18 protein-coding genes are annotated in these 19,916 nt (G+C 43.4%); 9 read left to right on the top strand and 9 right to left on the bottom strand.

The genetic code is table 11. From position 1 onward, the window contains the following. Positions 1–6: 6 nt before the first annotated feature. From CLV59_RS01185 to CLV59_RS01200, 4 genes are all read right to left on the bottom strand, one after another. Complete coding sequence (locus tag CLV59_RS01185) at positions 7–3,402, bottom strand: SusC/RagA family TonB-linked outer membrane protein (RefSeq protein WP_170137612.1); 3,396 nt, start codon at positions 3,400–3,402, stop codon at positions 7–9. A 460-nt stretch (positions 3,403–3,862) separates the two neighbouring features. After that, positions 3,863–4,978 (bottom strand): FecR family protein, encoded by a 1,116-nt coding sequence (locus tag CLV59_RS01190; RefSeq protein ID WP_111590173.1) that lies wholly within the window; start codon positions 4,976–4,978, stop codon positions 3,863–3,865. A gap of 63 nt (positions 4,979–5,041) precedes the next feature. Continuing rightward, positions 5,042–5,614: an RNA polymerase sigma-70 factor gene (locus CLV59_RS01195; protein ID WP_111590174.1), complete on the bottom strand. Its 573-nt coding sequence runs from the start codon at positions 5,612–5,614 to the stop codon at positions 5,042–5,044. 109 nt (positions 5,615–5,723) lie between these two features. Further along, complete coding sequence (locus tag CLV59_RS01200; protein WP_111590175.1) at positions 5,724–5,972, bottom strand: hypothetical protein; 249 nt, start codon at positions 5,970–5,972, stop codon at positions 5,724–5,726. A gap of 156 nt (positions 5,973–6,128) precedes the next feature. Between CLV59_RS01200 and CLV59_RS01205 the strand changes: the two genes are divergently transcribed. From CLV59_RS01205 to CLV59_RS01215, 3 genes are all read left to right on the top strand, one after another. Next, entirely contained in the window at positions 6,129–6,395 is a 267-nt protein-coding gene (locus tag CLV59_RS01205; RefSeq protein WP_111590176.1) for a hypothetical protein, read from the top strand. Positions 6,396–6,405: 10 nt separating this feature from the next. Next, entirely contained in the window at positions 6,406–7,365 is a 960-nt protein-coding gene (locus CLV59_RS01210) for a D-2-hydroxyacid dehydrogenase (RefSeq protein ID WP_111590177.1), read from the top strand. Between the two features lie 287 nt (positions 7,366–7,652). Next, entirely contained in the window at positions 7,653–8,411 is a 759-nt protein-coding gene (locus CLV59_RS01215; RefSeq protein WP_111590178.1) for a response regulator transcription factor, read from the top strand. A 584-nt stretch (positions 8,412–8,995) separates the two neighbouring features. Here the strand turns inward: CLV59_RS01215 and CLV59_RS01220 are convergent. Next, positions 8,996–9,706, bottom strand: a complete 711-nt coding sequence (locus CLV59_RS01220) for a YebC/PmpR family DNA-binding transcriptional regulator (RefSeq protein ID WP_111590179.1) — start codon at positions 9,704–9,706, stop codon at positions 8,996–8,998. Between the two features lie 84 nt (positions 9,707–9,790). Beyond that, positions 9,791–11,287: an amino acid permease gene (locus tag CLV59_RS01225; RefSeq protein ID WP_111590180.1), complete on the bottom strand. Its 1,497-nt coding sequence runs from the start codon at positions 11,285–11,287 to the stop codon at positions 9,791–9,793. A 193-nt stretch (positions 11,288–11,480) separates the two neighbouring features. Here CLV59_RS01225 and CLV59_RS01230 point away from each other — a divergent pair, with 193 nt between their 5' ends. From CLV59_RS01230 to CLV59_RS01240, 3 genes are all read left to right on the top strand, one after another. Then, positions 11,481–12,755 carry a dicarboxylate/amino acid:cation symporter gene (locus tag CLV59_RS01230; RefSeq protein ID WP_111590181.1) on the top strand — a complete coding sequence of 425 codons (1,275 nt, stop codon included), beginning with the start codon at positions 11,481–11,483 and terminating at the stop codon, positions 12,753–12,755. Positions 12,756–12,824: 69 nt separating this feature from the next. After that, positions 12,825–13,511: a DedA family protein gene (locus CLV59_RS01235; protein ID WP_111590182.1), complete on the top strand. Its 687-nt coding sequence runs from the start codon at positions 12,825–12,827 to the stop codon at positions 13,509–13,511. 95 nt (positions 13,512–13,606) lie between these two features. Beyond that, positions 13,607–14,842, top strand: coding sequence for an MFS transporter (locus tag CLV59_RS01240; protein ID WP_111590183.1), 1,236 nt, complete (start codon positions 13,607–13,609; stop codon positions 14,840–14,842). Between the two features lie 8 nt (positions 14,843–14,850). Here CLV59_RS01240 and CLV59_RS01245 read toward each other — a convergent pair whose 3' ends face one another. The 3 genes from CLV59_RS01245 to CLV59_RS01255 form a co-directional block, all read right to left on the bottom strand. Further along, complete coding sequence (locus tag CLV59_RS01245) at positions 14,851–15,312, bottom strand: MarR family winged helix-turn-helix transcriptional regulator (protein ID WP_111590184.1); 462 nt, start codon at positions 15,310–15,312, stop codon at positions 14,851–14,853. Between the two features lie 161 nt (positions 15,313–15,473). Further along, on the bottom strand, positions 15,474–16,412 hold the full coding sequence (gene mdh, locus CLV59_RS01250; RefSeq protein ID WP_111590185.1) for a malate dehydrogenase: 939 nt from the start codon (positions 16,410–16,412) through the stop codon (positions 15,474–15,476). 146 nt (positions 16,413–16,558) lie between these two features. After that, the gene (locus tag CLV59_RS01255; protein ID WP_170137613.1) at positions 16,559–17,056 is read right to left on the bottom strand and encodes a peroxiredoxin family protein; all 498 of its coding nucleotides are present in this window, start codon (positions 17,054–17,056) and stop codon (positions 16,559–16,561) included. A gap of 189 nt (positions 17,057–17,245) precedes the next feature. Between CLV59_RS01255 and efp the strand changes: the two genes are divergently transcribed. The 3 genes from efp to accC all read left to right on the top strand — a co-directional run bounded on the left by efp (position 17,246) and on the right by accC (position 19,785). Next, positions 17,246–17,809, top strand: coding sequence for an elongation factor P (efp, locus tag CLV59_RS01260; protein ID WP_111590187.1), 564 nt, complete (start codon positions 17,246–17,248; stop codon positions 17,807–17,809). A gap of 45 nt (positions 17,810–17,854) precedes the next feature. Then, positions 17,855–18,343, top strand: coding sequence for an acetyl-CoA carboxylase biotin carboxyl carrier protein (gene accB, locus CLV59_RS01265; protein WP_111590188.1), 489 nt, complete (start codon positions 17,855–17,857; stop codon positions 18,341–18,343). A gap of 104 nt (positions 18,344–18,447) precedes the next feature. Further along, complete coding sequence (gene accC / locus CLV59_RS01270; protein ID WP_111590189.1) at positions 18,448–19,785, top strand: acetyl-CoA carboxylase biotin carboxylase subunit; 1,338 nt, start codon at positions 18,448–18,450, stop codon at positions 19,783–19,785. Positions 19,786–19,916: the final 131 nt, after the last annotated feature.

Below are 19,916 nucleotides of genomic sequence, written 5' to 3' on the forward strand. Positions count from 1 at the left end.
TTTTAATTAGAGAATGATGTTAACACCACAGGAATAAGTTCTTTGCAGCGGATAAATTTTCGCATCGCTGATAGATAATTCCGGATCCATGGTTTTGATAAGCTTGGTGAATGTTGCAAGATTTTCCACGCTCATGTATACACGTACTTTCTGTGCATGTATGCGGTTGATCAAATACTTAGGCAGTGTGTAACCCAGTTGGAGATTTTTGATACGCATGTACGATGCATTTTGCAGGTATCGTGTCTGCACCTGTGTATTTTTATTATTCTCGCTGCTCATATAGAACTTAGGGAAATAACCATTCAGATTGGTAGGAGTCCATCTGTTCATTTGTGCAGTGAATGGAGAACTCTGCCACTCATCGCCTACGATACCCCAGAAGTAGTTGGAGCTAATCCAAACATCTCTCTTGGCAATGCCCTGGAGGAATACGCCCAGATCAAAACCTTTGTAATCAAAAGTCAGATTCAGACTGTATTGATAACGAGGAGTATTGTTACCGATAACGCGCAAGTCGCCGCTGCTGTCTACGGTGTTTTTACCATTGTTAATAATGCCATTGCCGTCAAAGTCTTTGTAGATAACATCTCCGGCGCGCCAGGTGCTATTCCAGAAAGATGCTTTAGGCGCTTTGGCTGCATCTGCATCAGATGCATATAATCCCAGTGTGGTATAGCCCCAGATCTCGCCAAGGGATTGTCCTGCATAATAGGTATCCAGTGTGCGGGAAGGGTTGTTGTATCTTACCACTTTTCCTTTGTAGTCGGAAAGGTTGGCACGTACGCCATAACCCAGTTCTCCGATTTTATCATTCCAGGTAATGGTTAATTCGAAACCTTTTGTTTGAATAGCGGCGTTGTTAATTCTCGGAACGCTTGCACCTAACAAGGCTGGTAATACCTGTGCGGGGCCGGCAAAATCATCTGCCTTACGGATATAGTAATCGAAGTTTACACCCAGTCTGTTATTCAACATGGCAAGGTCTGTACCGATGCCATAGGATGTAGTGGTAACCCAGGTCAGGTCTGGATTTACCAGTGGTGGCTGACTCACAGATGCCTGTTTACTGCCGCCAAATAACCAGCTGGTGTTATTGGGAGAAGTAGTACCTAAGCTTGGGTAGAATGGATAATAAGTACTGATGCTAGGATCTCCCAGGAACAGCTGATCCGGAGAAGAACCATAACTACCTCTGATTTTAAATGCATTCAATACATCTTTTAAATTGGCCCAGAAAGGCTCTCTGTCTACGTTCCAGCCTGCGGAAACGCCTGGACTGAATTTCCATCTGTGTCCGGCCAGGAAGCGGGAAGTACCATCATAACGGCCATTTACTTCCAGGAGATATTTATCCGCATAATTGTAATTGAATCTTCCGAAGAATCCTTCTACAGCCAATCTTCTTACCTGATCGGAGATTGTTGGCGTCGTATTATAAGTCAGATTTAAAGAGGGAATATCGTTGGAATACAATAGAGAGTTGGATGCGGAATATGCGGTATAGTTAGTCAGCTCACTGGTGAAACCGCCGAGCAGTCGGAAGTTGTGTTTACCAAATCCTTTTTCATAGGAAGAGTACGCGTTAATGATGTGATGTTCATTACGGTAGTTACTGCGTGAAAAGGAGTTTGGCGTAGTACCACTGGTAGGGGCGGTAGAACCATCAGGTAAGTAAGTATAAACAGTTTTCAGGTGATTTTGCTGATCGTATAAATCGCCATCAAAGGTATAGTTACCAATGATTTCCCAACCTTTCAGCGGATTGAGTTTAATCTCTCCTGTCAGCATAGGCTGATCTTCTGTCGATTTATTCCTACCGCCTTCTTCATGCAGTGGCACGTTACTTTCTGCACTGAAATGTCCATCAGGATTGATGAGGGAAACAGTAGGGAATTTTCTGGCAATCTGGTGCATATAGTTACCACCTGTCTGACCAGAGTAAACGTTAGGCGTATTATACATGGATCTGCTGATGGTACTGCGCAGGGTAAAAGACATCCAGTTGGTGATATTGGAGGTCAGGTTCGCTCTTACGTTGAAGCGTTTGAACTGATCATTACCGTAGTTATACATACCGCCATGATCGTTGTAACCGATGCCAATGTAGTAGTTGCTTTTTTCAGTGGCGCCGCTGATACCCAGGTTATGTTGCTGACTGAAAGCAAAATCTTTGAAGTAAATTTTAAACCAGTCGTTGTTGGCGTTGCCGGAGTTCCAGTTTAACCAGCTATTGGAGTTGGGATCTTTAATCGTTTGTGTAGTGATAGTTCCTGCCTGATAGGCTTTGATTCTGTCAATTGTTTCCTGGCTGAAGAATGGCGCTCTTCCTGCGTTTGCGAATGCTTCATTGTAGAGATTCGCGAAGTCCAGGGAGTTCAGCATTTTAGGAAGATTGATGGTTTGTGCCCATGCGAGGTTGTTATCGTAGGTGATTTTAGTCATTCCCACTTTACCTTTTTTGGTGGTGATGAGAATCACACCATAAGGCGCGGAAGAACCGTAGATAGCGGTAGATGCTGCATCTTTCAATACGGAAATACTTTCTACATCGCTGGGATTGATGGCATTGATATCGCCGCCCTGGATACCATCAATAACTATTAATGGACTTCCGGTGGCGCCCAGTCCCGTATAGCCGCGTACGTTAATATTTTGGGTAGCATTGGGAGCGCCGCCACTGGTATTGGTAGTAATGTTCAGACCAGCTACCATCCCTTGTAACCCTTGTGTGACGCGGGTAATGGGTCTGTTCTCCAGTACTTTACCAGATACCTGCGCTACTGCGCCGGTGAGGTTTACTTTTTTCTGCGTACCATAGCCTACCACTACTACGTTCTCCAGTTGCGAAACCTCTGGCAGAAATTTGATAGTGACGGAAGATTTTCCTCCCACTGGTACTTCCTGTGTTTGAAAACCGATATTTGACACCACGAGCACAGCATTATCAGGAATACCCGATAAATGAAATTCTCCGTTTCCATTGGTGATAGCGGCTTTCTTCATTCCTTTTACCATTACTGTGGCGCCGGGAACAGGACTTCCCAAATTATCCACCACACGTCCACGCACTGTATCAGCAGGCGCTGTAACAGGCGCTGGTGGCGGCACAGATTTATTCAGAATAATTGTCTCTTTAATGAGTTTCCAGGAGAGGCCCTGCTCTTTCAGGAACATGTCCAAGACATTTGGTAACGGAGCGTCTACCACTTCAATGGTCACATTATGTGCGTTGGATAATACATTGGCGTGATACCAAAACTTATAGCCTGTCTGTTTTTCGATTTCAGTAAGCGCTTCCTGAATCGGCCGGTTTTTCTTACTCATAGTAATTTTCTGAGAAAAACCTTTTGCACTGATTTGAAGGAAACTGACGAGTAGAATTACGGTTGTTAGTTTCATAACCTTCCAGATTTTGGTCTTCGGACGTGCATGTCCGGGCTGATTGATTGTTTGCGGTGACAACAGCATAGATGGATTATTAAGGATAACAGAATAGTGAAGAGATAAGCAGATCCTTGTCGGATGTGATGATCCGACTGATATACCTATCAGTTCTTTACATGTTCAATCGTGATTAGTTGGTCATAACCGGGGTGGCGGAATGGTCCGGTCAGATTTGTTCACTGGCTGTCTGATGTTTGTGATTTAGTGTCAGGTGATGACCGGAAAGCATACCAATCCGGTTACTTGATCTTTGGTTGCAGGGACGGCCCCTTGACATGACGATTTTAAAGACATAGATTTGATTTAGGTGATAAAAAATGCTTGATCGAATTGCGTTTTATTGCCGTTGGAACCGGGTAATGTTGGCGCATTCCCGGTTTCTTTATGCGCGATTGTTTTTACATGATAAGTTCACTTATTCCGGATATACTATCAGTTTATTTTTGTCCACTTTGGTATGAATGCCGCTTTCTGTTAGAATAGCGAGTACATCATCGAGTTCATAGCTTTTTTTAATGTTCCCTGCGAATTTCAGATCCGGAATATCGCCGGTGTACACCACTTCCAGGTTATGCCATCTGGCGATCTGCCGGATGATGACTGGCGTACTTTCTCCATTGAGGGAGAAGTAGCCGTTTTTCCATGCGATTACATGCTCGGTGTCTGCATGTGGAATAAATTCAATTCCTTTATCAGTAGCCATTTTTGCCTGCTGACCAGGTTTCAGCAATAAGGAATCATGTTGCTGATAAACCTTTACGGCGCCATCCAGTAATGTCACATTTGTCTGTGGTTCATCCGTATAGGCGTTGACGTTAAAACTTGTTCCCAGCACTCTTATTGCTTTATCTCCGGAATGTACTACAAATGGTTTTTCAGCATGTTGCGCTACTTCGAAGTAGGCTTCTCCAGTGAGTTCCACAACGCGTTCCTGATGATGGAAGCTGTTGGGGAAGCGTAGTTTCGAACCTGTGTTCAGCCATACTTTAGTACCGTCTTGTAGCACCATCAGAAACTGACTTCCCGCAGGTGTAACTAATTCATTGATTTGGTTATCGGCTTCGCCGTTATTTTGGGAGACAACAAGTCCTCCCGACAGATGTATACTATCATTGCCCTGTGTAAGGGTACTGTTATCGTCGTTTAGTTCAATCTCGCGGCCATCGGCCAGTTTAAGGACTGCTTTTTCATTTTGGGCAGGAGTGCTTTTTCCTGCCAGTATTTTGGTGGAATTACTTTTTTGGTGTTGCCACCAGGTCATTGTTCCAACAGCCATTAAAGCGGCCACGGTAGCGGCAGCGCTGATGCGGAGAATACGCATTTTTACTTTTCTCCGGGCAATACCTGTGTTTTTATAAATGCGCTCTTTGAGGATAGCATTTATTTCCGCGGGGGTACCCATCTGTTCATCATTCCACTGTTCATCGTTCTCCAGGGTGTCCAGCAGCTTGTGGTATCTGTTAATATCCGTATCAGTTGCGGTTCCCAGGGCAATTTTTTCGGCCAGGGAAGCCAGTTCTTCGTGGATCAAAGCAATAGCTGTTTAATATTAGTAACGTGAGAAAAGGGTATCCCCCAAAGGGAGAGAAAAAAATTATAAAAAGTATAACAGCAGGAGGAGAGACAAAATACCGCCGATGAATAAACGAATCCTTTTCAGGGCGATTGTAATCTGGTTTTCCACTGTTTTCACAGAGATATTTAGGCGACTGGCTATTTCGGCGTGGGAGAGGTGTTCATGTCTGCTGAGACTGTACACTGTTCTGCATTTGTCGGGCAGGGAGCTGACAGCATCCGCGATTCTGGTTTTCAGTTCCCGTAAATGAATTTCATCTGTGGAAACAGTTTTTTCTGTGATATAGTAGAGTGAGTTGATGAGTTGCTGGCGCGATTTATCTGCACGAAGATAATTGGCCATTTTGTACCTGGTAGCGGTTTTAAGATATTGTTTGAGATGGGTGATTTCCACCGTTTCTCTGTTTAGCCAGAGCCATGTAAACACTTCCTGCACTACGTCGAGCGCCATCTCTCTGTCTTTCAAGGTACAACAGGCATGTTTATAGAGATCAGACCAGTACCGGGCATAGATCGTATCAAATGCCGGCACTTTTCCATTTTTCAAGTGGAATAAAAGTTCACTGTCCTCCATCGCGTTCCAACCGATCATAATCGATTCGATAATTAATTAGGCGAGAATAATATCTTAATCGCAATCTAAGTTTAATTGTCTAGTGAAGGTTATAGTATTTTGCTGAAGGGTAACGGTATTTTAACGCTTATCTGGAAGCGGTGAGCTTGTGTACACATTCCTGCATTTGGTCCTCAGAAAACAGCAGTCGTTTTTTATAGCCTAATTCTTCACCATGGAGGTATCCGAAGGTGAGGATGTACTGTGCCAGTTGTTTAGATTTTTGGAGGCCTGGGAGGGATTTGAGTAGATGTGTCGGACCACTGTGGGTGCCGTGAATAGTGAGCTCGAAAGAAGTGTGAACGGAGGTTATTACGGCAATGAATGGTTTTTGCATAATTGGTGGGTTTTTATAAATATAGTCATTTTGGGTTAAAAGAATTCATAAATGGATAATAAATTCATTAATGGATAGTAATTATTATAATCATAGTTATAATAGCTATTATAGCTATGTAATTGTCAAATTGAAACAGTCTATTTCAGCATAATCATGAAGGACAGACGATATAAAGTTGTTAAATCATTCTTCGAAAAGGATAGCATCGACCAGATCCTTAATGTCTTTGATGTGCTTCCAATTTCGACAGTAGCCAAGGATATGGGAGTTAATTATTCAACTTTATATCGGAAGATTCAAAATCCACGGACATTTACAATTGGGGATATTCTGGATATAGCAGCGTTGATTGAAATAGAGCCAGAATTGCTGCTAAAGTTGATTGCTAAGGAGAATAAGAAGAAATCTAAACCTCAGTAAAACATCATTTATGTTGAATATAGTTGTATTGGACGGATATGCACTTAATCCTGGAGATCTCAGTTGGGATAGTCTAAAGGCTTTAGGAAACGTCACTATTTATGACCGGACGCCGGAGGCGCAGGTGGTAGAGCGTTCCATTGATGCGGACATTGTATTAACCAATAAATCCATTCTTAGTGCGGAGAGTATCGCGCGGCTGCCGCAGTTGAAATATATTGGTGTGATTGCTACTGGTTATAATGTGGTGAATATTGAAGCGGCGAAGGCGCGGAATATTCCTGTTACGAATGTGCCGGCGTATAGTACTGCAGCGGTAGCGCAGTTGACATTTGCTTTGATCCTGGAGTTATGTCACAGGACTGGAGCGCATAGTGATGCGGTTAGAGCGGGGCGTTGGGCCAGCAGTAAGGATTTTTCTTTCTGGGACTTCCCGTTGGTGGAACTGGAAGGGAAAACGTTGGGAATAGTGGGTCTTGGGCAGATTGGGCAGGCGGTAGCGCGGATAGGGTTGGCATTTGGGATGAAAGTAATAGCACATCATAAGCATCCAGAGCGGGATAAGATGGAGGGAGTTACGTTTGTGGATTTAGCTACTTGTTTCAGAGAGGCGGATGTGGTGAGTTTACATACACCAATGAGTGCGGCCAATAAAGAATTTGTGAATGCAGCTTTATTACATACTATGAAGAAGACTGCTTTCCTGATCAACACCAGTAGGGGAGGATTGATCAATGAAGCAGATGTTGCGGCAGCGTTGAGGGAAGGGCTGATTGCAGGGGCAGGACTGGATGTATTGTCTACAGAGCCACCTGCAGCAGATAATCCATTGATCAGTAGTCCTAACAGTATTATCACTCCCCATATTGCCTGGGCGACCTCAGCCGCGAGAGAAAGGTTACTGAATAAGGTGGTCGAGAATCTTGTCGCGTTTTTAGCCGGACGGGCTCAAAATGTCGTAAACAAATAAGATATTTCATATGTTATAAAACGTATAGTTGATAAAAAATTTAAACTATTTTTTATTGCTATACGTTTTTTAATTGTATACTATACCCTTATAAATATGTTCATTTTTCAAGTTTGGAATGAACAAAATGAACAAAAACCCCACAAAATGAATGAAAAGACTGATTGTTCTTCCATTACTTAATCGGTACTTTGAATAAACGTAAAAAATACCCTTTGTCAGGGTAGCCCAAGATCGAGAATCGCAGTTAGCAATTTTTCTAGTTACAACATTTAAATCTATCTAAAATGAAACCGACCGTTTTATTGGTAGAAGATGATCAGTTTTTTGCCAAGGTTATGAAAAGGCATATAGAAAAAGCCGGCTATGAGGTATTATACTGTGCGGATGGTGCTGAAGGTTGGGATACCTTTCAACAGAAGGATATTGACCTATGTGTTATTGATGTGGTCATGCCAAAGAAAGATGGTTTTGAACTCACCAACGATATTCGCAAAATCAATGAAAATGTCCCCATTTTGATCACTTCCTCCCGTTATATGGAGCAAGACCGTATGCATGGATTCGAAGCCGGTGCGGATGATTACATTGTAAAGCCATTCAATATGCAGGAATTTCTGCTGCGATTGGAGGTATTCATTAAAAGGGCCCGACTGCTCCGCAGTGAGAAGCAAATCACCTATACGGTAGGTAATCTCTGCTTTAATTATCAACAATGCGCAGTAACCATGGATGTAGAACGTCCAGACCCTTCCGGCAACGGCACCTTCCTCGAAGCAACCGTTACTCAACTTCCACCGAAAGAATCGGATCTCTTTAAATATTTATGCGAAAATCCCAATAAAAAGCTCAAACGGGACCAAATCATGTCTTGTGTTTGGGATGGGGAAGACTCGTATAACAAACGTACTATGGATGTTTACCTGACCCGCTTAAGAAGGTATATAGCCCCGGACCCTACCATCAGTGTTCAAACCTACCACGGCAAAGGCATTATGTTCGTGGCAGATGAACCGGGCCGGACACAGGAAATTGTCAAAGCCTGACTTTAATTATTGGCTGCTACTATCCGTTGAAAATCGATTACGTCCTGTTTTTAAAACAGGACGTATTTATTTTAGGGCGTTTGCTGGTTTTTTCTCGCAGAGCAGCATAAGCAGCAAAGCAGCAAAGAAGTTGGATGGATCGGAGCGGAGGTTTTTCACGCAAAGGCGCAAAGGGTAATATGGATTGTGTATTGTTGTTATTTTAAGACCGCAAAGAATTTTTAAAGTACTTCCCCTCCTTGCTTTTCGGGATAGTAATAGAGTAGTTAGTGTGTTTGTAGCTTAAATCTTTGCGAGCTACACCAAACATTTTCAAACAACAAAAAGTAGTACTTCCTCTCCTTGCTTTTCGGGGTCGTAATAAAGTAGAGTGTTAGTAGTTTAAGTCTTTGCGAGCTACACCAAACATCTTCAAACAACAAAAAGTGGTCCTTTGCCTCTTTGCGCCTTTGCGAGAAACGGGCAATACACCCTTTTCTGCTGCTTTGCTGCTTCTGCTGCTCTGCGAGAAAAAACCAGCAAACGCCCTAAAACAAAACGTCCCGCCATTAAGGCAGGACGCTTCGCTGTTATTGTTTTTGTACTTACTTCAGATTGTGGAAAACTGCCTGTACGTCGTCGTCTTGTTCCAGACGATCTACCAATTCCAGTACTTCTTTAGCCTGGTCTTCTGATAATTCAACGAGGTTGGCAGGGATGCGCTTCAGTTCAGAGCTGATAACTTCTAATCCTTTGTCTTCCAAAGCTTTAGACATATTACCAAACTCAGTAAAAGCAGCGCGGATAATAATATTACCTTCTGAATCTTCTCCAATTTCTTCTAAACCGAAGTCGATCAGTTCCAGTTCCAGCTCTTCCAGGTTCTGGCCAGCATTTTTCACCTTGAACTCGCCTACGCGGTTGAACATGAAACCTACGGAACCACTGTTACCAAGGCTACCGCCGCATTTGTTGAAGTGCATACGCACGTTAGCAACAGTACGGGTAGTGTTATCAGTAGCAGTATCCACCATGATGGCAATGCCATGAGGTGCATAACCTTCGTATACAACTTCTTCGTAGTCAGTTTTATCCTTACCCAAAGCGCGTTTAATCGCAGCGTCAACACGGTCTTTCGGCATGTTTACCGCTTTCGCATTCACTATACAGCGACGCAGGGCAGGGTTATTATCAGGATCAGGGCCAGCTGCCTTTACGGCGATTGCTATATCCTTACCTATTCTGGTAAACTGCTTAGCCATCCTGTCCCAGCGGGCAAACATGGTAGATTTACGTACTTCAAATATTCTTCCCATTGGAGTGGTATCTTATTATTGGATCTTTAAAATAATCCGCAAATTTAAGCTAATCTGGTAAAGTAATGAAATCCACATCCGGGATTAATCCATCATCTTACGCGCCTTACTGTGTTTAACGCTGTAATTAAAGTAGATGATAAAACCAATACCCAGCCATACAAACAGACGAGTCCAGTTTTCCAGACCGAGACTGATAATCATGGTCAGGCAGGCCAAAGCGCCTACGATTGGCAGGATTGGCACCCAAGGAGTTTTGAATCCACGAGGTGCATCCGGATTATTTTTACGCATAATAATTACCCCGATGCATACCAGTACAAAGGCAAACAAGGTACCGATACTGGTCATATCGCCTACTACGCTGTCTGGTACAAACGCAGCAAACAAGGTAGTGAATACGAAGAACATCCACTGAGAACGATATGGAGTACGATATTTAGGGTGCAGTTTTGCAAATACAGGAGGTACCAGACCGTCGTTACTCATAGAGTAGAATACGCGGGTCTGACCCAGGAGCATCACCAGGATTACAGAAGAGAAACCAGCCAGGATAGCAACTGTAATGAAGGTCGACAACCATGCATAACCGTGCATATAAGTATCGATCGTATAAGCTACAGAAGCCTCACCACCTGCTCTAACGAAATCTTTGTAAGGTGCGATACCTGTCAGTACATAAGAGAACAGGATGTACAGTATAGTACAGATGGCCAGAGATACCAGGATACCGATAGGCATATTTTTCTTAGGATTCACAGTTTCCTGTGCAGCAGTAGATACCGCATCGAAACCGATGAACGCAAAGAATACCACACCGGCCCCTCGCAAGACGCCTCCCCATCCATGGTTGAAGAAGTTGGAATAATCCACTACCTGTCCGTTATGCATGGTAACAGTACCCGCATCAGCAGCAATGGTGAATGGAGTATGGTTAGCAGGATTGATAAACTGCCATCCCAGGATGATGAAGAGAATTACGATCGCCACTTTACAGATAACAATGATGTTGTTAACAATGGCAGAACCCTGAATACCGCGTACCAGGAGCATTGTTAATAACAACAGGATACCAACAGAAGGGAGGTTCATCATACCTCTTACACCAGCATCGCTGATTTCAAAAGGACTATGACACCATTCATAGGGTATCGTAACGTGGAAAACGTTGGTGAGAAGTTTGTTGAGATACTGAGACCATCCAATGGCCACAGTAGCTGCCCCAAGGGCATATTCCAGCACAAGATCCCAACCGATAATCCAGGCAATAAATTCACCTAATGTGGCATAGGAGTACGTATAGGCACTTCCTGCAATCGGAATCATAGAAGCAAATTCGGCATAGCATAAACCCGCAAGGGCGCAACCAAATGCTGCAATGATAAAGGAGATTGTAACGGCTGGTCCGGCATGTTGACCTGCGGCAGCAGCTGTTCTAACGAAAAGACCAGCACCAATGATAGCGCCGATACCAAGTGCGATCAGCGATCCTGCACCAAGCGTTCTTTTAAGACCTTTTTCTGAATCAGATGCTTCCGAAAGTAAGACGGACAGTTGTTTCTTGGCAAATAGTTTGCTCATAAGCCAAATTGTTGGTTGATTGTTTTAAGGTAGATTTGTTTGTTGTTGATTGTTAATCGCCAAATATAATAACTGGAAACCAAAATCCCTTGCTTTATTTTACCTTCGGCAGCTCATAATTAAGCCAGTAACCTTATTTTTGGGAAAATTTAGGTTACAACAAAAACATCACAGCAATTAATTCTACCGTCGCATGAAGAAATCCAACAAGCTTACATTGTTCATCTTTGTGGCTATGATCCTCGGGATAGCAACAGGATACATTGTAAACTACTCATTTGGACAAGCCAATCCCACGCCCGCTGAACAAGCGAGCATTCAGAAATTTAGTAACAACATATCTATTCTGACTGATATCTTTCTCCGCCTGGTGAAAATGATCATCGCCCCACTTGTATTTTCTACACTAGTGGTAGGTGTGGCAAAAATGGGAGATATCAAAGCGGTGGGCCGCGTAGGTGGAAAAACAATGCTGTGGTTTATCAGTGCAACCTTTGTATCATTGTTTTTGGGATTAGTGCTGGTAAATATCATGAAACCAGGTCTTTCCCTGTCATTACCCCTCCCTGATACACACGCATCTTCAGGGATTTCTAAAGCGGATATGACCCTCAGAGGCTTTTTCCAGCACGTAGTGCCGGACTCTGTTGTAAATGCAATGGCCCACAATGAAATTCTGCAGATCGTAGTGTTTGCAATTTTCTTTGGTGTAGCCGCTGCGGCTATAGGTGAGCAGGCCAACCCTGTTGTGAAACTGATGGACAGTCTCGCTCACATCATGCTGAAAGTAACCGGCTTTGTAATGAATTTCGCTCCATTCGCAGTATTTGCTGCAATGGCTGCCATCGTAGCAGATAAAGGATTGAGCGTTTTATGGGTATACGGTAAATTCATTACCCAGTTCTATGCAGGATTATTCAGTTTATGGATCGTTTTAGCGCTGGTTGGATTTATGATACTCGGCAAACCGGTGTTCCGCTTGCTGGGATTAATCAAAGATCCTGTACTCCTGGCTTTCGGTACCGCTTCCAGCGAAGCGGCTTACCCACGTACCATGGCGGAACTGGAGCGTTTCGGTTGTGACAGTCGCATCGTTAGCTTTGTATTGCCACTGGGTTACTCTTTCAACCTGGATGGTTCAATGATGTATATGACTTTTGCCAGCTTGTTCATTGCCCAGGCGTATGGCATGCATCTGCCTATAGATCAGCAGATTACAATGCTCCTGGTGCTGATGATTACCAGTAAAGGGATTGCGGGCGTTCCCCGTGCAAGCCTGGTGGTAATTGCAGGTACGCTTTCTATGTTCAATATCCCTGAGGCGGGGTTATTACTGCTCCTCGGTGTGGATCACCTGCTGGATATGGGACGTTCTGCTACTAACGTAATCGGTAATGCAATGGCTACCGCAGTTGTTTCCAAATGGGAAAATAAACTGGAGCTGGAATCTGCCGATCATAGTGCCTAATGCCAAACATTAACATTCTCATTAGAGATTCTTTTTTATTTTACCGATCCCGAAAGTATTTTTTATCGCATGGACCAGATAATTGAGTTATTCAGACATCTCATTAATCCTAAGTGGATTATTGATCACGGAGGGTTATACCTATTAGTAGCTATTATTTTTGCAGAAACAGGCCTGTTTGTAGGCTTCTTTTTGCCGGGAGATTCTCTGCTTTTCCTGGCAGGATTTTATGGTAAAGAGATATGTGCCAGCTTTCATGATGCACCATTCTTCATAGTGATGTTGGTGATCGCGCTGGCTGGCGTACTTGGCAATATGGTAGGATTCTGGTTTGGACGTAAATCCGGCCCCGTATTATTTAAACGGAAAGATTCCCTGCTTTTCAAGAAAAAACATCTTTATCAGGCGAAAGAGTTCTATGACAGATATGGTGGCGGCGCTATCTTTTTTGCCCGTTTTCTGCCAATAATCCGCACTTTCGCACCAATTGTAGCCGGAATTGTAGGCATGGAACGCAAACGTTTCATGTTCTTTAATATCGTTGGTTCTTTCTCCTGGGTATTCTCTATGATGCTGGCAGGTTATTTCCTGGGTAAAAAATTCCCTGGACTGAAAGACCACCTGGAACTGATAGTGATCATCCTGGTGCTGATTACCACGCTACCAGTAATATTGAAGCTGGTATTCGGAAAAGCAAAAATTCCACACGATCATCACATTGTAGATGAATCATCCGAAATAACAGAGTCTAAATAAAATATTAATAAAAAATGCCATGAAGTATTATCTTTCATGGCATTTTTGTTTTTATCAGCCACGTTTATTTTTCCATTTTTATCAGCCAAAGAAAAATGAAAACCGATCAACCATCAGCCTCTATCTTCAACATTGCTGTCATCGTTGCTTCACTGGGATATTTTGTAGATATCTATGACCTCTTGTTATTTACCATCGTCCGGGTACCGAGTTTAAAATCATTAGGGCTTCCCCAGTCAGAAATTGATGCGGGGGCAGGATTGTTATTGATAAACATCCAGATGGTTGGGTTATTGATAGGCGGTATTTTCTGGGGGATTTTGGGAGATAAAAAAGGGAGACTCAGTGTGCTCTTTGGCTCTATTCTCATCTATTCAGTAGCCAATATCGCTAATGGCTTTGTACATGGTATCAATGGTTATGTTCTCTGGCGCTTTGTGGCAGGCTTTGGACTGGCAGGAGAGCTGGGAGCGGGTATTACATTGGTATCTGAAATTCTGCCCAAAGAGAAAAGAGGCTACGGTACCATGATTGTGGCTACAGTGGGGGTTTCTGGGGCAGTTGCAGCCAATCTCATTGCAAAAGCGGTGGGCGACTGGCGCATCTGTTACTTCATTGGGGGCGGTTTGGGCCTTGCTTTACTGTTGCTACGTATCAGTGTAATGGAATCGCATATGTTTAATCAGGTGCGGCAATCTGCTACTACGAGAGGAAGTTTTGTAGCGCTTTTTACCAGTAAGGAACGGTTTTTAAAATATCTGAAATGCATTTTATTGGGTACGCCTACCTGGTTTGTAGTAGGTATTCTGATTGCGTTTTCCAATAAGTTTGCTGCCGAGATGCAGGTACAGGGCGTGATTAGTCCTGGCGATGCAGTGGCATTTTGTTATGCTGGTTTAGTCTTGGGGGATTTCAGCAGTGGTCTTATCAGCCAGGTGTGGAAGAGCAGGAAGAAAGTGATGTTATTATTTTTGGTGCTGACAGCTATTATGGTGGCCATTTATTTGAATTTGCATGGCGCCAGCACGGTGTTATTTTATACAGTATGTTTCTTCATGGGCTTCAGCGTAGGTTTCTGGGCCATCTTCGTCACTATAGCAGCGGAAAGTTTTGGGACCAATTTGCGTGCAACGGTAGCTACCACTGTTCCTAACTTCGCCAGAGGAATGCTCCCATTGATTTCATTATTGTTCATTGCCGTGCAGGGGAAATTTAGCCTTTTGCAGAGCGGTGCGATTGTGGCGGCGGTATGCATAGGCGTATCCATGCTCGCAGCGTGGAGCATCGAGGAAACCTTTGGGAAGGATTTAAATTATTTGGAAAAGCTATAGGGGTTCAGTCAGGAGTAGTGATCCAGTACTTTATCCAGCAAATGGTTTAATTGTGCTGCTTCTTGCTCGTCCAGTCCTTTCAATGTATTTTCCAGTTGATTGATGTCTTCATCAATTCTGTTAAGGAGTTCCAGTCCTTTAGTGGTGATTCTGACGTCTACGGATCGTCTGTCCAGTTCACTGCTTTTGCGTTCTACCAGATCTGTTTTCCGAAGACGTTCCACGAGTCGGGATACATCGCTCATTTTGTCCAGCATACGATCTTTGAGAACGTTGATGCTGGCGGCTTGGGGATGTTGTCCGCGGAGGATGCGCAGTATGTTAAACTGCTGCATGGTGATATCGTAGTTTTTAAAAAACTGCTGATGGCGGGAGGTCAACCAGTTGCCCACAAAGATGAGGCTTACCAGCCCTTTGTGATACTCGTTGCTAAAGGATTTCTGAGTAATTAACTTTTCCAGGTTAGACATACGCACAAAAAGATGTAACAATATTATTATATCGAAATTACGATTCTTTTTTAACACTACTTAACAGTTTGAAGCGCTTCCCGGTTTTAATTGATTGAAAATAAAAAGGATCAGTGGAGACCACTGATCCTTTTACTTCTTTAAGCAAGCAGGGATAGGCTTTAGACCTTTTCCTGCATATTATCCAGTACGTCCATTACTTCTTTTACATGTTTAGCAGAAGTATCGAGTAATTCTTTTTCGCTGGCATTGAGCTGGAGTTCAATGATTTTTTCGATACCATTTTTTCCCAGTACTACGGGTACGCCGAGGTAAATATCTTTCAGGCCATATTCGCCGGTGAGCCATGCACACACGGGGAATACGCGTTTTTCATCTTTGAGGATGGCTTCCACCATTTGGGCGGCAGCGGCGCCTGGAGCGTACCAGGCGGAAGTACCGAGGAGGTTGACGATTTCGCCTCCACCTACTTTGGTACGTTGGATTATGGCTTCCAATTTATCTGTGGCTACCAGTTCTGTTACAGGGATACCTGCAACGGTGGTGTATCTTGGGAGAGGAACCATGGTGTCGCCATGGCCGCCCATCAGGATAGCCTGGATATCTTTTGGAGAGCATCCGATTTCATCTGCCAGGAAAGCACGGTAGCGGGCAGTATCGAGGATACCGGCCATACCGAATACTTTGTTGCTGTCTTTTTTAGCAGTGAGGAATGCGCAATAGGTCATTACGTCCAGCGGGTTGCTGACAACGATAATGATGGCATTTGGCGAGTGTTTGGTAATATTTTCAGTTACTGAACGAACGATGCTGGCGTTTGTGGAAATCAGATCGTCGCGGCTCATGCCGGGTTTCCGGGGTAGTCCGGAAGTAATAACCACCACCTCGCTACCGGCTGTTTTGGAGTAGTCGTTCGTAACGCCGGTGACTTTGGTCGTGTAATAATCGATTGGTGCCTGTTGCCATGTATCCAATGCCTTTCCTTCAGCTGTTCCTTCCTTGATATCAAGCAAAACCACCTCCGTTAAGAAATCTCTGTGAGCAAGTACGTTGGCGCAGGTGGCGCCTACGTTTCCGGCTCCTACTACTGTAACTTTCATCTTGTCTATGGCTTTTTAAAGTGAACAAAAAATGTATAATCAAGTTACGCATTTGGAATCAACAAAATGCGTTTTGTGCCGAGAATAATTAATTTATTTATTCAAGAAAAAAAGCCTGTCACTAATTGGTAGAGACAGGCTTAAAATTATTTTTTGAGGTAATAGAGGAGGGAGTCTATTTTTGCAGTCCCTTCGAAGCCGTGGACGAATTTATCTTTGGCGGTGTAGATATACAACCCGGGGAAGAATTTCAGGTCATAGAAATACATGATCTGGCGGGTGGGCTCACTGGCCATGATGATGTTGGAATACTTTGATATATTATAATGGTTATAGTATTCTTTCATTTGTTCCACCTGGAAGGGCGTTATCATCAGAATCTGGTAGTTCTTAAATTTGTCGATGTTTTGAATGAGTTCTTCGGTGAGGTGTTTGCAATGATCGCAGTCTACACTGAAGACAAATACCATCGTTTTCTCTTTTTTTAGATCCTTTTTAGTGATCACATGGCCATCTGGTAAGGTCAGGGGGAATGCCGGGATGATTGGATACTGCAAATAAGAAGGCTTCGTTGGTGTTTGATTAAACTGAGCTTTAAGCAGCATGGGCATGCAGATGGACAGCAGTAGAAACAGATAACGCATATTCATTGAATTTCTTGAATTTTGAGGTCAATTTACCCCTTTAATGTCATTTTCTGCATTAAAATGAAGAAAAAAGGGTTAAAAAGGCACTAATCTCCCTATTTTTGGGAATAAGTTGCTCGTTCATATGCGAAATATTTTACTTTTGCATTCCTTATAAATTTTTAACTTAAAAATTAGTAACCTTTTATGGCTACCACCGCAGATATCAGAACAGGATTGATTATCAAGCTGGATAACAGCTTATATTCTGTTGTAGAGTTTGGTCAGAACAAAACCGCCCGTGCAGCAGCAAAGGTTTGGGCTAAATTGAAGGGCGTTGACAATACACGTTCTATTGAGCACACCTGGAACTCCGGCGATACCATCTTCCCGGTTCGTATCGAGAAGAAACCTTTCCAATTCTTATATAAGGATGACACTGGCTACAACTTCATGGATAATGAAACTTTTGAGCAAATCGTAATGGCTGAATCTGCTATTGATGCTCCTCAGTTCCTGAAAGATGGCCAGGAAGTTAGTGTTCAGATCAATACTGAAACTGATCAATACATGGCGGTTGAATTACCTGATAAAATCGTTGCGCTGGTAACTTATTCAGAGCCAGGCGTTAAAGGTGATACTGCTACCCGTACCTTGAAACCAGCAACCGTAGAAACCGGTGCAACTGTAATGGTTCCTTTGTTCGTAGAAGAAGGCGAAATGATCCGCATCAACACCAAAACTGGTGAATATATCGAGAGAGTAAAATAATTGCTAGTCTAACTATATCACATTTCTAAACCAAAAGCTGTCTACATGGACTTTAAACAGATTCAGGAACTGGTAAAAATGATTAACAAATCAAATATCAGTGAACTGAGCATCGAGCAGGACAAGTTTAAGATTACAATAAAACAGAAAGATAACGAAGTACAACAGGTTATTGCTGTACCTGCGGCGGTTGCGCCAGTGCAGGCAGTAGCGCCTGCAGCTCCAGTAGCTGCGCCTGTTGCATCTGCAGCGCCAGCTGCTGCTGCTTCTGCTCCAGCTGCTGCAAAAGCAGACAACCTGATTACCATCAAATCACCAATGATTGGTACTTTCTACCGTTCTGCTGGTCCTGATAAGCCTGCTTTCATCAACGTAGGTGATGAAGTAGCTTCCGGTAAAGTTGTTTGTATCATTGAAGCGATGAAACTGTTCAATGAGATTGAAAGTGAAGTATCCGGTAAAATCGTGAAAGTGCTCGTTGACGACGCTACTCCGGTAGAATATGATCAACCTTTATTCTTAGTTGAACCATAATAGCATTGTAGCCTTTGGTCGTTAGCCTTTAGTTTTCGCGTCTCTGCATAACTAAAGGCTAATTGCTGAGGGCTATACTCTTTTATTAACTTATCAGGAAAACAATGTTCAAAAAAATACTGATTGCTAACCGTGGAGAAATTGCCCTGCGTATTATCCGTACCTGTAAGGAAATGGGTATCAAAACGGTGGCAGTTTATTCTACCGCAGATAAAGACAGCCTGCATGTGAAGTTTGCAGACGAGGCAGTGTGTATCGGTAAGCCACAGAGCAGCGAATCTTATCTGAATATCCCTCACCTGATGGCTGCTGCTGAAATTACTAATGCAGACGCTATCCACCCTGGTTACGGCTTCCTGGCTGAAAATGCCCGTTTTGCCGAGATCTGTGGTGAACATGGTATCAAGTTTATCGGCCCAACTCCGGAAATGATCCGTAAAATGGGTGATAAAATGACTGCAAAAGAAACCATGATCGCTGCTGGCGTACCAGTTATCCCAGGTTCCGAAGGTTTGCTGAAAGATGTTGCGGAAGCAAAAATGCTGGCAAACAAAATGGGCTACCCGGTGATTATGAAAGCTACTGCCGGTGGTGGTGGTAAAGGTATGCGCGTGGTTTGGGAAGAATCAGAACTGGAAAATGCTTACAACATGGCTAAAAATGAAGCCCGTGCTTCATTTAACAACGACGGTATTTACATGGAGAAATTCGTGGAAGAACCTCGCCATATTGAAATCCAGGTTGCTGGCGACCAATACGGTAAAGTATGTCACCTGTCTGAAAGAGATTGCTCTATCCAGCGTCGTCACCAGAAGCTGCTGGAAGAATCACCTTCTCCTTTCATGACGCCTGAACTCCGTGAAAAAATGGGTGCTGCCGCTATCTCTGCCGCATCTGCTATCAACTACGAAAGCGTTGGTACCGTTGAGTTCCTGGTAGATAAACACCGTAACTTCTACTTCATGGAAATGAACACTCGTATCCAGGTAGAACACTGTGTTACTGAAGAAGTTATCAACTTCGATCTGATTAAAGAACAAATCAAGATCGCTGCTGGTATTCCTATCTCCGGTAAAAGCTATACTCCGCAGATGCACGCTATTGAGTGCCGTATCAACGCGGAAGATCCATACAATGATTTCCGTCCGTCTCCAGGAAGAATCACTACCCTGCATATTCCTGGCGGTCACGGTGTTCGTGTGGATTCACATATCTATGCCGGTTACGTTATTCCTCCTTTCTACGATTCCATGGTGGCTAAAATCATCGCAGTTGCACAAACTCGTGAAGAAGCTATCAACACTATGGAGCGCGCATTAAGCGAGTTCGTAATTGAAGGTGTGAAAACTACCATTCCGTTCCATCAGCAGCTGATGCGCGATGAGAACTTCAGAAAAGGTAACTTCACTACCAAATTCATCGAAACATTCAAAATGCAGTAGACGCGTGTCTCCCCGAGACATCACTATTGTTACTTGACACATAAGTAAGCCCGTATCTGCATTGCAGATGCGGGCTTTTCATTGCATTTATAAATAAAAAAGGTCGCCCGGTAAGGCGACTTTTTTATTTT

Origin of the sequence: Chitinophaga dinghuensis (assembly GCF_003259435.1) — a bacterium.
Lineage (GTDB): Bacteria > Bacteroidota > Bacteroidia > Chitinophagales > Chitinophagaceae > Chitinophaga > Chitinophaga dinghuensis.

Excerpts from the sequence above, each read along its gene's own strand:
- CLV59_RS01185 (WP_170137612.1), bottom strand. The coding sequence starts at position 3,402 with ATGAAACTAACAACCGTAATTCTACTCGTCAGTTTCCTTCAAATCAGT.
- CLV59_RS01195 (WP_111590174.1), bottom strand. The coding sequence starts at position 5,614 with ATGATCGGTTGGAACGCGATGGAGGACAGTGAACTTTTATTCCACTTG.
- CLV59_RS01200 (WP_111590175.1), bottom strand. The coding sequence starts at position 5,972 with ATGCAAAAACCATTCATTGCCGTAATAACCTCCGTTCACACTTCTTTC.
- CLV59_RS01205 (WP_111590176.1), top strand. The coding sequence starts at position 6,129 with ATGAAGGACAGACGATATAAAGTTGTTAAATCATTCTTCGAAAAGGAT.
- CLV59_RS01210 (WP_111590177.1), top strand. The coding sequence starts at position 6,406 with ATGTTGAATATAGTTGTATTGGACGGATATGCACTTAATCCTGGAGAT.
- CLV59_RS01215 (WP_111590178.1), top strand. The coding sequence starts at position 7,653 with ATGAAACCGACCGTTTTATTGGTAGAAGATGATCAGTTTTTTGCCAAG.
- CLV59_RS01220 (WP_111590179.1), bottom strand. The coding sequence starts at position 9,706 with ATGGGAAGAATATTTGAAGTACGTAAATCTACCATGTTTGCCCGCTGG.
- CLV59_RS01225 (WP_111590180.1), bottom strand. The coding sequence starts at position 11,287 with ATGAGCAAACTATTTGCCAAGAAACAACTGTCCGTCTTACTTTCGGAA.
- CLV59_RS01230 (WP_111590181.1), top strand. The coding sequence starts at position 11,481 with ATGAAGAAATCCAACAAGCTTACATTGTTCATCTTTGTGGCTATGATC.
- CLV59_RS01235 (WP_111590182.1), top strand. The coding sequence starts at position 12,825 with ATGGACCAGATAATTGAGTTATTCAGACATCTCATTAATCCTAAGTGG.
- CLV59_RS01240 (WP_111590183.1), top strand. The coding sequence starts at position 13,607 with ATGAAAACCGATCAACCATCAGCCTCTATCTTCAACATTGCTGTCATC.
- CLV59_RS01245 (WP_111590184.1), bottom strand. The coding sequence starts at position 15,312 with ATGTCTAACCTGGAAAAGTTAATTACTCAGAAATCCTTTAGCAACGAG.
- mdh (WP_111590185.1), bottom strand. The coding sequence starts at position 16,412 with ATGAAAGTTACAGTAGTAGGAGCCGGAAACGTAGGCGCCACCTGCGCC.
- CLV59_RS01255 (WP_170137613.1), bottom strand. The coding sequence starts at position 17,056 with ATGCGTTATCTGTTTCTACTGCTGTCCATCTGCATGCCCATGCTGCTT.
- efp (WP_111590187.1), top strand. The coding sequence starts at position 17,246 with ATGGCTACCACCGCAGATATCAGAACAGGATTGATTATCAAGCTGGAT.
- accB (WP_111590188.1), top strand. The coding sequence starts at position 17,855 with ATGGACTTTAAACAGATTCAGGAACTGGTAAAAATGATTAACAAATCA.
- accC (WP_111590189.1), top strand. The coding sequence starts at position 18,448 with ATGTTCAAAAAAATACTGATTGCTAACCGTGGAGAAATTGCCCTGCGT.